General features: G+C 35.6%; 10 protein-coding genes and 1 pseudogene. 7 read left to right on the forward strand and 4 right to left on the reverse strand.

From position 1 onward, the window contains the following. Positions 1-31 precede the first annotated feature (31 nt). A complete protein-coding gene (secA, locus tag BMW63_RS13020; protein ID WP_074723913.1) occupies positions 32-3376 on the forward strand; it encodes a preprotein translocase subunit SecA in 3345 nt (1114 codons plus the stop codon). A gap of 1034 nt (positions 3377-4410) precedes the next feature. Continuing rightward, positions 4411-4926: a MepB family protein gene (locus BMW63_RS13025; RefSeq protein ID WP_074723914.1), complete on the forward strand. Its 516-nt coding sequence runs from the start codon at positions 4411-4413 to the stop codon at positions 4924-4926. Here BMW63_RS13025 and BMW63_RS13030 read toward each other — a convergent pair. Then, positions 4921-5592: a TrmH family RNA methyltransferase gene (locus BMW63_RS13030; RefSeq protein ID WP_074723915.1), complete on the reverse strand. Its 672-nt coding sequence runs from the start codon at positions 5590-5592 to the stop codon at positions 4921-4923. The two genes, BMW63_RS13025 and BMW63_RS13030, sit on opposite strands and share 6 nt — an antisense overlap. A 276-nt stretch (positions 5593-5868) precedes the next feature. Between BMW63_RS13030 and BMW63_RS13035 the strand changes: the two genes are divergently transcribed. The 5 genes and pseudogenes from BMW63_RS13035 to BMW63_RS13050 all read left to right on the forward strand — a co-directional run bounded on the left by BMW63_RS13035 (position 5869) and on the right by BMW63_RS13050 (position 11179). Beyond that, entirely contained in the window at positions 5869-6561 is a 693-nt protein-coding gene (locus BMW63_RS13035) for an SIR2 family NAD-dependent protein deacylase (protein WP_074723916.1), read from the forward strand. A gap of 68 nt (positions 6562-6629) precedes the next feature. Continuing rightward, entirely contained in the window at positions 6630-7976 is a 1347-nt protein-coding gene (gene purB / locus BMW63_RS13040) for an adenylosuccinate lyase (RefSeq protein ID WP_074723917.1), read from the forward strand. 331 nt (positions 7977-8307) lie between these two features. Further along, a complete protein-coding gene (locus tag BMW63_RS13045; protein WP_074723918.1) occupies positions 8308-10548 on the forward strand; it encodes a cation:proton antiporter domain-containing protein in 2241 nt (746 codons plus the stop codon). Between the two features lie 225 nt (positions 10549-10773). Beyond that, positions 10774-10884: pseudogene (locus tag BMW63_RS18730) on the forward strand (hypothetical protein); the annotation flags it as partial. Next, complete coding sequence (locus BMW63_RS13050; protein ID WP_449403944.1) at positions 10877-11179, forward strand: WapI family immunity protein; 303 nt, start codon at positions 10877-10879, stop codon at positions 11177-11179. The pseudogene BMW63_RS18730 and the gene BMW63_RS13050, both read left to right, overlap by 8 nt. 110 nt (positions 11180-11289) lie before the next feature. On the opposite strand, the gene guaB is transcribed toward BMW63_RS13050, so the two are convergent. The 3 genes from guaB to BMW63_RS13065 form a co-directional block, all read right to left on the reverse strand. Then, entirely contained in the window at positions 11290-12762 is a 1473-nt protein-coding gene (gene guaB, locus BMW63_RS13055; RefSeq protein ID WP_074723920.1) for an IMP dehydrogenase, read from the reverse strand. Between the two features lie 210 nt (positions 12763-12972). Then, positions 12973-14373: a DUF5723 family protein gene (locus BMW63_RS13060; protein WP_074723921.1), complete on the reverse strand. Its 1401-nt coding sequence runs from the start codon at positions 14371-14373 to the stop codon at positions 12973-12975. Beyond that, a complete protein-coding gene (locus BMW63_RS13065) occupies positions 14370-14921 on the reverse strand; it encodes a hypothetical protein (protein WP_074723922.1) in 552 nt (183 codons plus the stop codon). Before BMW63_RS13065 ends, BMW63_RS13060 begins: the two co-directional genes overlap by 4 nt. Between the last annotated feature and the right edge of the window lie 10 nt (positions 14922-14931).

Below are 14931 nucleotides of genomic sequence, written 5' to 3' on the forward strand. Positions count from 1 at the left end.
ATTTTAAAATAATTAGAAATACAACCATATTATGAGTTTCATAAATAGTATAATTAAAGCCTTTGTTGGAGACAAATCCGAGAAAGATGTTAAAGCTTTACAACCTTACCTTGACAAAATTAAGACTTTTGAAATCAGTCTTATCGCCCTTTCGCATGACGAATTAAGAGAGCGCACCTACTTTTTTAAGGAAAAAATAAAACTGAACCGTGCTGGAATCGATGCTAAAATAGCAGCGCTTAAAGCGGATGTTGAGGCGGTTGAAGACATCGACAAAAGAGAAGATATTTATCTTGAAATCGATGCTTTAGAAAAAGAAGCTTACGAATTATCTGAAAAAACATTATTGGAGATTCTTCCTGAAGCCTTTGCAGTAGTGAAGGAAACTGCAAGACGTTTCAAAGATAATTCAGAAATTTCTGTTACAGCAACGGCAATGGACAGAGAGTTCTCTGGAACTAAAGCCTATGTTAGCCTTGAAGGAGACCAATCCATCTGGCAAAACAAATGGAATGCTGCTGGAAAAGAAATTACTTGGGACATGATTCACTATGATGTTCAATTAATTGGTGGAATGGTACTTCACGAAGGAAAAATTGCAGAAATGCAAACAGGTGAAGGAAAAACATTAGTAGCTACTTTGCCACTATACTTGAATGCACTAACTGGAAACGGAGTGCATTTAGTAACAGTTAATGATTACTTGGCTAAACGTGATAGCACCTGGAAAGCACCTTTATTCGAATTTCATGGTATGACTGTGGATTGTATTGACAACCACCAACCAAGTTCTGAAGGAAGAAAAAAAGCATACAATTCTGATATTACGTACGGTACAAATAATGAATTTGGTTTTGATTATCTAAGAGATAACATGACACATTCTCCTGATGATTTAGTACAAAGAAAACATAATTATGCTATTGTCGATGAGGTCGATTCTGTATTGATTGATGACGCAAGAACTCCTTTAATTATATCTGGTCCAGTACCACAAGGAGATCGTCATGAATTCAATGAATTGAAACCAAAAATTGAAAACTTAGTAAGTTTACAACGTCAATTAGCAAATGGTTTTTTATCTGAAGCTAAAAAATTACTTAAAGAAGGAAAAACTAAAGAAGGTGGATTCTTGCTTTTAAGAGCCTACAGAAGTTTGCCTAAAAACAAAGCTTTGATTAAGTTTTTAAGTGAGGAAGGAATCAGACAATTGCTTCAAAAAACGGAGAACACCTACATGCAAGACAACAATCGCGAAATGCATAAGATTGATGAAGCCTTGTATTTTGTAATTGAAGAAAAAAACAATCAGGTTGAATTAACTGATAACGGAATTAAATTCCTTTCGGGAGATACTGACTCTGACTTTTTCGTTCTTCCAGATATCGGAACTGAAATTGCCGCTATCGAGAAGAAAAAATTAGACAAGGATGCTGAAGCCGAGGAAAAAGAAAGATTATTCCAAGATTTCGGAATAAAAAGTGAACGTATTCACACTTTGACTCAACTTTTGAAAGCATACAGTCTTTTTGAAAAAGATGTAGAGTATGTAATCATGGACAACAAAATCATGATTGTTGATGAGCAAACAGGTCGTATCATGGATGGTCGTCGTTATTCTGATGGATTACACCAAGCGATTGAAGCTAAGGAAAATGTAAAAATCGAAGCAGCAACTCAAACTTTTGCTACGGTTACTTTACAGAATTACTTTAGAATGTATAACAAACTTGCCGGTATGACCGGTACTGCTGTTACTGAAGCAGGTGAGTTATGGACAATATACAAATTGGATGTAGTAGAAATCCCTACTAACAGACCAATGGCAAGACAAGACAAAGAGGATTTTATTTATAAAACGACTCGTGAAAAATTCAATGCAGTTATTGAAGATGTAACACAATTATCAAATGCAGGAAGGCCAGTTCTTATTGGTACGACTTCTGTTGAGATTTCTGAATTACTAAGCCGAATGCTTAAAATGAGAGGTGTTGCACACAATGTCTTGAATGCAAAAATGCACAAACAAGAAGCGCAAATCGTAGAAGAAGCAGGTAAAGCCGGAGTGGTTACTATAGCAACTAATATGGCTGGTCGTGGAACCGATATTAAATTATCTGCCGAAGTAAAAGCAGCTGGTGGACTTGCGATTGTAGGTACAGAGCGTCACGATTCACGTCGTGTTGACAGACAGTTGAGAGGTCGTGCTGGTCGTCAAGGAGATCCAGGAAGTTCACAATTTTATGTGTCTCTGGAAGATAACTTGATGCGTTTGTTTGGTTCTGAAAAAGTAGCCAAAGTAATGGACAGAATGGGACTTGAAGAAGGTGAAGTGATTCAGCATTCTATGATGACCAAATCTATCGAGCGTGCACAGAAAAAAGTAGAAGAAAACAACTTTGGTGTCCGTAAACGTTTGTTGGAATACGATGATGTTATGAATGCACAACGTGAAGTAGTTTACAAACGTCGTCGTCATGCTTTATTTGGAGAACGTTTGAAACTGGATATTGCTAACATGTTATACGATACTTGTGAGTTAATTATACAAGACGCAAAAGCAACCAATAATTTCAAAAACTTTGAATTTGACTTGATTCGTTACTTCTCGATTACTTCTCCAGTAAGTGAGGCTGATTTTATGAAAATGACTGACATCGAGTTAACAGGAAAAGTATATAAAGAAGCGTTAAAATACTATCAAGAGAAAACAGAGCGTAGCGCAAGAGAAGCGTTTCCTATTATCAAGAATGTATACGAAGATAAAAACAACCAGTTTGAACGTATCGTAGTACCATTTACTGATGGTGTGAAATCATTGAGCGTGGTTACTGATTTGAAAAAAGCGTACGAGACTGAAGGAAAACAACTGATTGCTGATTTCGAAAAAAACATCACTTTATCGATTGTTGATGAAGCTTGGAAAAAGCACTTACGCAAAATGGATGAGTTGAAACAATCCGTTCAACTTGCCGTTCACGAACAAAAAGATCCTTTACTTATCTATAAATTTGAAGCATTTAACCTTTTCAACGCTATGTTGAACGGTGTAAATAAAGAAGTAATCTCCTTCTTATTCAAAGGGGATTTACCACAACAAAGTGCTCCTGAAATTCAAGAAGCTAGAGAAGAAGTTCGTCCAAAAGAAAATTTGCAATTAAGCAAAGATGAGATTACAAGTAGTGAAAGTGCCAATCGTGAAGCCGGTGAAACGCAACAAAGACAAGTTACTGAAACTATAGTGAGAGATATGCCAAAAATTAATCGTAACGATACCATTACGATTCAAAATGTGGCTAACGGTCAAACGCAAGAAATGAAATACAAAAAAGCCGAAAGCTTAATCGCTAGTGGCCAATGGGTTGTTGTAAAATAACAACTCCTTTTCTGTTATCGTTTTTAGGTCTTGAAAAAAAGCTGTAAATAATACAATCCCCAATTATGAAAGTAGTTGGGGATTTTTTTGTTGTTTTTTTTAAGGAGCTATCCCCGCCATACGCTTCAAGCTATTTGGTGACAAACCCTTTTTCTAGGCGCTGGTAGGAGCTTCTTTTGGTCGCTCTACCACCACCAGAAAAAAGTAGTTTCAAACCTGCATAGGCTTTCCACTGCTGTCAGGACTAAGCGTTTTGTAGAATAATGGAAGTGATTGTTATACTATTTGACTTTTGAAAATACTGCAATAAAATACAACTACAAACTTGTCATTCCGTCTCGTTTTTTGGAACGAGAGAGCAATCTCATCAAACTGCTCACGTTACCGAGTTTCCACCTTCATCGGAATGACAAACTAATTGTTAGATTTAGCGTTTGGAAAATTTTACAGTAATTCCTAAGCTTAAATGGTATTACTTCCAGTAATAATGGCACATAAAATACTATCTGCTAATATTGTATAACCCCATAATAAAAGTATTCAATTCTAGAACCAAACTATACCTCATAGTTTGTCACGCTGAAAGCGTCTCAAGATAGGTGAGTTTCTTTACAAATGTTTCAGTCCCTTAAATAATCGGACACAATTACAAATAGAAATCTATAATTTTGTACGATGGAAAAGAGAAAATTTACCAAAAAAAATAATACGGCACTTTAGACCTAAGTGAAAGATGTGGTTTGGGTTTCCTTGTTCACATCAAAAAAATAAAAAGTAAATGGATTGTCATAAAAATTACTTTTTTTTCTATAATGACTAATCTACTTTGTCGAAATGCTGGATGAGATTGCTTCGTTCCTCGCAATGACTTTCGTTTAAAGGAGATTAACCGTAACAATCCAATTAACGTCAAACAAGTAGCTACTGGAAATACGGAATCTATGAAATATAAAAAAAGCGGAAAATCTATTGACTTCTATCTACACCGTAGTTGGGTTTTTTTTATATTTGAAACTTCTTAAAATCAAACGTCTTTGAAAACTGCTACTACCATCTACAACGACCTGTTTATTACAAAAGAACTTATATATGACCCCTGTGGTTTTAATTTTTCTTCATTAGAAAAAGAAGTCGAAAGTATTGAGTATGGAGCTGCTACTTTTGAACTTAACGGCGTTTCCGTAACATTCAGAAATGCAAAAATAACTCCAACTAAAACAGGCCAATTTGTTACATTGTGGAAAAGAATTGAGAAAGGGCCTATTCAACCCTTTGCCTATACAGACCCGATTGATTTCGTTATTATTAACACGAGAAAAGGCCAGCGTTTGGGTCAATTTATATTTCCAAAATTGGTATTGTGTGAACGAGGCGTAATAACGACAAGCAAAAAAGAAGGCAAGCGAGCCATTCGAGTTTATCCTCCTTGGAATCAAGCAAACAATGCACAAGCACAGAAAACCCAAAAATGGCAATTGGATTATTTCTTAGAAATCCCATCTGACAAACCAATCAATATAAACCGTGTAAAATTGCTTTACGGCCTATAAAGCAGTTTTATTATTTTCTAAAAAATACCTCTCCTCTATTCGTTTAATATCTTTGATGGAGTTCTTGGCCCACGCCAATCTTTTTACTAGAATTTCGTCTTCAGACAAATGCCAATCAATATCTGATTTTCGCAATCGGTTTGTTAAATCTTGAATGATAATCGCAGCTGACACAGAAATATTCAAACTCTCCGTAAAACCTACCATCGGAATTTTAAGAAAACCGTCGGCACGCTGTAAAATCTCTTCTGATAATCCATCACGCTCCGTTCCAAAAAACAAGGCACTGGGTTTCGAAATATCAAAATCTTCTAGTAAACAGTCATTATCGTGTGGCGTGGTCGCAATGATTTGGTACCCTTTGTTTTTGACTGTATCTAAACAATCCGTAATACTGTCGAAAGTATTAATATCAACCCATTTCTGGGCACCCATTGCAATTTCCTTGTCGATACTTTTACCATAGCGCTGTTCGATTACGTTCAATTCCTGAATTCCAAAAACTTCACAACTGCGCATTACCGCACTCGTATTGTGCATCTGGAAAATATCTTCTACGGCAATGGTAAAATGATTGGTTCTGTTTTCTAGTACTTTCAAGAATTTCTCTTTGCGGTTATCGGTTAGGATATTTTCAAGAAAAGCGAGGTAATCGATATCAATCATTTCGGATTATTTTTTATGCAAAAATAGTAAAAAATAAAAAATAGCCACAGATTCACTGATTTCTTATTTAATACCAAATATAAAACCAAAAATGAAACAAAAATTCATGGCAAATTCGCAGATTAAATTGTTTTTCTAATCCAACAAAAATCTTGAAATCTGTGACAAAAAAAAATGTAAACACTAAAATTTCCAATTCTTTTTAATAATTTTAACCTTTCTATTTAAAGCCTAATTCAAAAAAAATCTGTGAATCTGTGGCGAAAAAATATAACTATGAAAAAGAAACTCGTAGTCTTAACCGGAGCAGGAATAAGTGCAGAGAGTGGCATCAAAACTTTCAGAGACAGTTATGGACTTTGGGAAGGACATAATATCCAAGATGTTGCTACACCCGAAGGATGGGATAAAAATCCCGCTTTGGTTCTTGATTTTTATAATCAAAGGCGAAAACAACTCAAAGAAGTGCAACCCAATTTAGGACATCAGATTTTGGCTGAATTAGAAGCTCATTTTGACGTTTTTGTAATTACGCAAAATGTAGATGATTTACACGAACGCGCAGGCAGTAAAAATGTATTGCACTTGCATGGCGAATTGTTAAAAGTACGAAGCAACGCGAATCCAAATTACATTTTAGATTGGACAGAAGATTTAAACTTTGGTGATTTAGACAATAATAAAAATCAGTTGCGTCCACATATTGTTTGGTTTGGCGAGGAAGTTCCTGCTCTTGAAGAAGCAATCAATATTACGGAAACTGCGGATTATTTTGCTGTTATTGGCACTTCATTACAAGTATATCCTGCTGCGGGGTTAATTGATTTTACAAATTCAAAAACGCCTATTTATTACATTGATCCAAAACCCATAAAAATTCCGAATTTGAGAAATCCACTCCATGTAATTCCAGAAGTCGCTTCTGAAGGAATGAAACTTCTACAAAAGACACTTATTGCCCTTATTTAAAAAAACAATCCTTTTCGAAATTGCCTTTAAAGGTTTATATTTGTGCCTTTCGAACAAACAACAAAACAATGACTACTTTAAACGAATTGAATGCTATTTCTCCAATTGATGGAAGATATAGAAACAAGACTCTTTCTTTGGCTCCTTTTTTCTCGGAAGAAGCATTAATCAAATACCGCGTATTAGTTGAAATTGAATATTTCATTGCTTTGTGCGAAGTGCCTTTGCCACAACTTTCAGGTGTAAATCCTGATCTTTTTGATACTTTAAGAAATATCTATAAAAACTTCTCTACTGAAGACGCGCTTTGGATCAAAGAAACTGAAAAAGTAACCAACCACGATGTAAAAGCCGTAGAATACTTTATCAAAGACGCTTTTGAAAAATTAGGCTTATCGCAATACAAAGAGTTCATCCACTTTGGATTGACTTCCCAAGACATCAATAATACAGCAATTCCTCTTTCTACAAAAGACGCATTCGAAAAAGTATACATGCCTTCGCTAATTACTTTGACTTCTAAATTAAAAGATTTAAGTGTCGAATGGAAGGATATACCAATGCTAGCACGTACACACGGACAACCGGCCTCTCCTACTCGTTTGGGTAAAGAAATCAGCGTTTTTGTGGAACGTTTAGAAGAGCAAATGCGTTTGTTGTTTAATATCCCATTCGCTGCTAAATTTGGTGGTGCAACAGGAAATTACAATGCACATCATGTGGCTTATCCGCAAATCGACTGGAGAAAATTTGGAGGTAAGTTTGTTGAGGACATTTTAGGTTTACACCACTCTTTCCCAACAACTCAAATTGAGCATTACGATCATTTTGCAGCCTTTTTTGATGCTTTAAAAAGAATCAATACTATTATCATAGATTTAGACAGAGATATCTGGACTTATGTGTCTATGGAATATTTCAAACAAAAAATCAAAGCGGGAGAAATAGGATCATCAGCGATGCCACACAAGGTAAACCCGATTGACTTTGAAAACTCTGAAGGAAACTTAGGGATAGCAAATGCTATTTTCGAACACCTTTCGGCTAAGTTACCATTGTCTAGATTACAACGTGATTTAACTGACAGTACGGTTTTACGAAACATAGGAGTTCCTATGGGACATACTTTAATTGGTTTTGAATCTACTTTGAAAGGACTGAGCAAATTATTGTTGAATGAGCCAAAATTCCACGAAGATTTAGAAAAAAACTGGGCCGTGGTGGCGGAAGCGATTCAAACTATTTTGCGTCGTGAAGGGTATCCAAATCCTTATGAAGCCTTAAAGGGTTTAACTAGAACAAATGAAGCGATTGATAAAAAAGCGATTCACGGTTTCATTGCCACTTTAGACGTGACAGAAGAAGTACGGGCAGAATTGATGCAAATCACGCCAAGTAATTTTGTAGGGATTTAATATCCGTAGCTGAGAATCGTGAATTGTTACTTTATATTTTTATGAAATTCAAAAAAATACATCGAGGATTGGTATATTAAATAAAACCAACTCCAAAAAAAGCTATCTTTAACGATAGCTTTTTTTTCGGAAATCCTTCTATTAAAACAGATTAAATCAAGGAACGAATTGAGTTTAGCCCAGACTGCAATGGAAAGCCTTGCCGGATAAAAACTATTTTTATGGCAAATTGCAGAGCGACCAACGGAAGCTCCTGCAATTGTCTAATAAAAAAGGTTTTAGACAAAAGCTTGCAATGAAAGGCTGGAAATAGCTCCTAAAAAAATAAAACATGAGTACTGTAGCAACAGTTGCTGAAGCATCACAACATTTAAAACCACTTATAAGCGACCTGGGACTCATACTCATGACAGCGGGAATTGCTGTGTTAATATTTAAATGGTTAAAGCAACCCTTAGTTTTAGGGTATTTAATCGCCGGTTTTCTTGCCGGAACTCATTTTGATTTCTTTCCGTCCGTAAAAGATGTTAAGAGTGTTGAAGTCTGGGCAGAAATAGGGGTGATTATTTTACTATTTAGCCTCGGACTGGAGTTTAGTTTTAAGAAACTGATGAAAGTGGGCGGTACCGCTTCTATAACTGCTCTTACCCAGATCATCACGATGGTCTTAATGGGATATTTAGTAGGGCAATGGATGGGTTGGAAACAAATGGACAGCCTCTTTTTAGGAGTAATTCTCTCTATTTCCTCCACTACCATTATTCTAAAAACTTTTGAGGAACTGGGCGTAAAAGCCCAAAAATTTGCGGGAATAGTAATCGGTTCATTGATCGTTCAGGATATTGTGGCCATTTTGATGATGGTTTTATTATCTACTGTGGCTGTGAGTCAGCAATTTTCAGGAACTGAATTAGTACTTTCTGTTCTAAAATTGATTTTCTTCCTGATCATTTGGTTTGTCAGCGGGATATTTTTTATTCCAACCTTACTTAAAAAAGCAAAACATTTACTAACCGATGAAATGATGCTAATCATTTCCCTCGCTTTGTGTCTTATGATGGTTATCCTAGCCTCTAATGTGGGATTCTCCCCTGCCCTAGGTGCCTTTATAATGGGATCCATCATTGCAGAAACTACTCAGGCAGAACTCATTGAACATTTAGTAAAGCCTGTAAAAGACTTGTTTGGCGCAATCTTTTTCGTATCCGTTGGAATGCTAATTGATCCTACAACGTTATATGAATATGCATTTCCGGTGCTAATTTTAACTCTCATCACTATTTTTGGACAATCAATTAGTTCAACTATTGGTGCTTTAATTTCAGGACAACCTTTAAAACAATCCGTACAAACGGGAATGAGCTTATCGCAAATTGGAGAATTCTCCTTTATTATTGCTACTTTAGGAATGACAATGAATGTTACTAGTAGTTTCCTCTACCCAATTGTCGTAGCAGTATCAGCAATTACTACGTTCACGACCCCATTTATGGTAAAAATGGCTACTCCTTTCTCGGAATTTTTAGAACGGAAATTACCCCGAAAATGGTTAAAAAGAATAACCCGATACAGCACAAATACCCAAGCTATTAAATCAGCGACTAACTGGCAGGTGGTTTTAAAAGCCCATCTTTTACAAATAGTGATTCATACTGTAATTATAACTGCTATAATCCTGCTTTCTTCTAAATTTGTTTTGCCATTAGTGGAAAGCTCTAAATTTGGAAATGCGATCACGGCTTTGTTTACTATCATCATTATTTCGCCGTTTTTATGGGCGTTATCGTTACGCAGAGTCGCTGTAAAAGAGGTGGAAATATTACGTCAAGAACGGAGATATAGAGGACCAATCATGATGATGGTTTTCTTTAGAATGGGATTAGCAATATTTTACATTGGTTTTTTACTGAACATCTTTTTCTCTCCGCTGGTCGCTTTCTTCGCATTAATTATTGCCATTGGAGTTTATTTCTTTTTTCCAAAGAGATTACATCGTCAATACCTTAGAATTGAAAATCACTTTCTACAGAATCTAAACAAAAGAGAGATCATCAACATAAATAGAAGATATGCTAGTTTAACCCCTTGGGATGGGCACATGACGACCTTCACCATTGCAAAAGAATCAAATATCGCAGGTAAAACCTTAAAAGAATTGCGCATGCGAGAGGATATGGGAATCAATATTGGTTTTATAAAAAGAGGAGGTATAATGGTGAAAATCCCGACTAAAAATGAACGCCTCTTTCCCGGCGACGAAATTTGCGTGATTGGTACAGATGCGCAAGTTAGTGAATTCAAGAATTATCTCCATCAAAACGAATTTGAGCCTCCTAAAAATGTCGAGAAAACCGAAATTATATTGCAACAACTGGAACTAAATAAAGAAGAGCTAATTGGGAAAAGCATAAGTGAATCTCAAATTAGAGAAAGGGCTAATGGTATGGTTGTGGGTCTCGAACGAAATGGGAAACGCCTTCTAAATCCAGAATCTGATGTAATATTACAGAAAAACGATATTTTATGGGTAGTAGGTGATAAAAAGCGAATGAATAAATTCTTTAAGGAGTAAGTTCTGGGAAATTAGTTTTGGGAATAATGGATAGTATTTCTGAATCCTGATTTTCTATTCTATTTATACTTTGCAATTGCAAACAGGCCATGGATTCAATGCATAAGACGATCAATTGAACAAAAAAGACGAGAAGTTCTAGTAAAATATTTGGAAAAATGCTTTACTAACGATATGATGACAAATGAAATTAATCCCTATTTTGAAATTTGAGATAATGGAAATTCAATCCGCATTGAAATAGTTGAACTAATTTCTCCAGATGCCGAATTAGATTGGGATTGCAATTGGTTAAAATCAATAATTTCGATTAAAGCTGGAGGTTTTTTTGGGTAAATTTAAAGCTAATTTAATGACCACTGATTTTGAACTATTTAAGTTTGAGTTAGACAAACTTTACGATAAACTGGATGGGACTGCCACATTCGCTACTCTTGAAGGTCAAGTTGAAATGAAAATTATTGGTGATAGCCTTGGAAATCTAAAAGCAGATTGCATGGTAATGGACAATGCTGGATTTGGTAATAAATTAGAATTTAAAATAGCTTTTGACCAAACAAAAATTCCAAAAATAATCAATCAACTGGAAAAAATAATGAGTAAGTTTCCAAAAAGTGGAGACTTAGATTAATATATTCTGTCGCTAAAAATAAGGATTCCCTATATTAACAGCTCTAAAAAAAAACCGCTCTAACGTACTACTACGTTAGATCGGTTTTATATTTTATCCTACTCTTTAACTTATCTAGAATAATTAGGAGCTTCTTTTGTAATGGTTACATTATGCGGGTGACTTTCGTTGATACCACTTGCGGTGATACGAACAAAACGTCCTGTTTCCTGTAAAGTTGGAATATCTTTAGAACCACAGTATCCCATTCCGGCACGAAGACCGCCAATGAACTGAAGCATACTTTCGTTTAGTTCTCCCTTGTAAGCCACACGACCTACAATTCCTTCGGGAACTAGTTTCTTAACATCATCTTCTACATCTTGAAAATAACGGTCTTTAGAACCACCCTCCATCGCTTCTACAGATCCCATTCCGCGGTAAGATTTGAATTTTCTTCCTTCGAAAATAATAGTTTCTCCAGGAGATTCTTTAGTTCCTGCAAGAAGTGAACCTAGCATCACACAATCAGCACCTGCAGCAATTGCTTTAGGAATATCTCCTGTGTAACGTATTCCTCCATCAGCGATTACTGGAACTCCAGTTCCTTTTAATGCTGCTGCAACTTCAAGAACTGCAGAAAATTGAGGAAAACCAACACCCGCCACGATACGTGTGGTACAAATTGAACCAGGTCCAATTCCTACTTTCACACCGTCAGCGCCGTTTTCAACAAGGAATTTTGCTGCTTCAGGAGTAGCAATGTTACCAACAATAACATCTATTTGAGGGAATTTAGCTTTTACTTCTTTTAATGTATTTACCACACCTTGCGTATGTCCGTGAGCCGTATCAATAATAATGGCATCAACACCTGCATTTACTAAAGCGGTTGCTCTTTCTACTGCGTCACCTGTAACGCCAATAGCTGCTGCTACACGCAAACGCCCGTAAACATCTTTGTTAGCAATTGGTTTTTGAGTTAATTTAGTGATATCTCTAAAGGTGATTAAACCCACTAATTTACCTTCTTTATTGATAACTGGGAGTTTCTCGATTTTATGACCTTGTAAAACTACTTCGGCTTGTTCTAATGAAGTTCCTTCGGCGACGGTAACCAAATTTTCACTTGTCATTACCTCAATAATAGGTCTTGTATTGTTTTTCTCAAAACGCAAATCTCTATTGGTTACAATTCCTTTTAATCTTTGATCTTCATCGATAATAGGAATACCACCAATTCCGTATTCTTTCATCGCATTTTTAGCGTCCGCTACTGTAGAAGTAAGCGGTAAAGTAACTGGATCGATAATCATACCTGACTCCGCACGTTTTACTTTGCGTACTTTGGCAGCTTGTTGCTCGATTGTCATATTTTTATGCAAAACACCTATTCCACCTTCTTGAGCCATAGCAATTGCCATAGCACTTTCAGTAACGGTATCCATAGCTGCGGATACAATAGGAACATTAAGCGTTATATTTCTTGAAAATTTTGTTTGGATACTTACCTCTCGAGGAAGCACATTAGAGTAGTTAGGAACTAATAATACATCGTCGTACGTTAAACCTTCGCCGATAATCTTGGAGTTATGTGCTATCATGTTGCAATTTGTAGTTGAATTGCGTGCAAATATAGCAAATTATTTTGATTTAAAAAAGTGAAAAAATAAGGTTTCAAAAAAAAACCGACAACATGGTAAGAAAACAATACCGCTCGTTTGCACTAATCTTCTTTAAAAAATAATTCATTAAGAAATTGAAATAATTACAATCAGATTAAAGAAATAGATATCAGTGCAAAAAAAACACGCTTAGTACGGCGAATTACTGTCTTTAAAAATAAAATTAAAACCAAATTGAAAGGACAAACTATTGGCTTTCGCCAAATCCCTATATTCTAAAAGATTATCAGCCATGAGGTAGACATTGAATGCCCCCAACGTGCTTGACATTCCTAAACCTATATTTTTATAGGAATAGGAATCTACTGTATAGGTAGCTTTCATTTCCAACTTATCGAATAGGTTTCTCCTATAATACCCAGTCAATGCTGCCATAGGTGCTCTAGGAGTAGTCATTACAAACAGCTGTGCGCCTATTGCATTTTTATATTGCGATTCTGACACACTGCAATTACAGTCTGCTCCTCCTCTTGAATCATTAAAAGAATATTGATACGAACTATTGAATTTTATAGGTCTCCAAGTTTTGTATGCGTTGTAAATCGTGTCTAGCGGAATCGCATCAACAAACTGCTGATACGCATTGTCTGGAGTATTTGTACCATCGAAATTTGGATTTACGCCTTCATATTTATAATAGCCTTTATAGGTAAACGTCTCAACATCTTTGCTGTGTTTTACAAATCCAACATCTAGGATACTGGCTGTAAACTGAATGTTCTTTTTAGGGTAATACGTTAGTCCCAAATCAAATCCGAGTCCTAAGTCTCCACCAAACAGCATCTTTTTTCTGATATCGCGGGCTACATCCCCTTCATAACCTTCGGCAGTATATGCTGCAATTCCGGCCGTATTCAATTGCAAATCCGAATAAATAACTTGTTCATATGCAGTAGTCGTACCTGGAACCGTATAAATATATCCTGAATTTTTAGTCGAAGTTGCGTTAAAAGCACTTGAATATATTTTGGCTCTGCCCCCAAGGACAAGTCTATCGGTTACATTTTTATGAAATCCTACATGCAGTACCGAAAGCATCTCTGTTTTTAAACTCAAATCCCCTAAATTAAATGATTTACCTAGATAATCTCTATTTCCCTCCAAAGCAAGTATAGCAACATCTTTAGGCATAAACATCATGAAATCAAACTCCTGATACATTCCAAACGAAATATATCCTTTGTTTTCTAACCAGTCTCCTAATTTAAAACCGCCGCTAAACACTTCTAATTGCTCATTGAAAACCAATTTGTCATTTTGCGAAGAACGGTGTACTACATTCAGTAATTTAGTATTAAAATCTACTCCGTTATCCGCAAATAAGTCATAGGCTGAAAAACTAGTAGATCCAACATTCCCAGAAATACCCGATAGCAATGGAACTCCAAAATAAAATTTATAGCTGACATCAGCACCAGGATTAGTCATTAAAGACTGAGGCACTGTAGTGAAATTATATAAAATTTGTTTATTTTGAGAAAAACACCCCGCAGCTATAAACACCATCAAAAACAGATATACTTTTCTCATTCTACCAACAGATAAACAGTTGCACTTGAACGCAGTTTTAAGCTTCCCGGACTATTCGCATTTAAAGCAGGACCAGCACCCATTGTTATAACAAATTCCATTTTTTTGGTTCTTTTTAATAAGTCTACTCTAGCATTCTCAAAAACTTCTGTTTGAGTGATTAATTTTTGTGTTCCTGAATAGGCAGGCACAATAAAAGAAATAGTCTCTAGTAGTTGGTCATTTCCATCCAATAATAGAATATCTATGGTATAAGACTTATTAATAGTATTATTAATTTCAAAAAAAAAGTCGGCTCGTCTTAAATTCTTTTGAAAAGAAGCATCCCTGAAAATATCAAAATCCTTAGCGCCAAAGACCATATTCTGCTCCATTCCATTCACAACAAATTGATTGGCAGGAATTTCAAAAGCACTCAAATTTGCAATAAAAACAGGTTCTAATTTAAAATCGTTTACTTGATCAAAATCTAACTTACTGCTACATGAAAAAGAGAGCAGCATAAGTAGCATCAATCCTAAAATTTTATTTGGGTTGTATTGATTCATATCAAAAGTG

Source organism: Flavobacterium frigoris (genome assembly GCF_900111075.1).
GTDB lineage: Bacteria > Bacteroidota > Bacteroidia > Flavobacteriales > Flavobacteriaceae > Flavobacterium > Flavobacterium frigoris.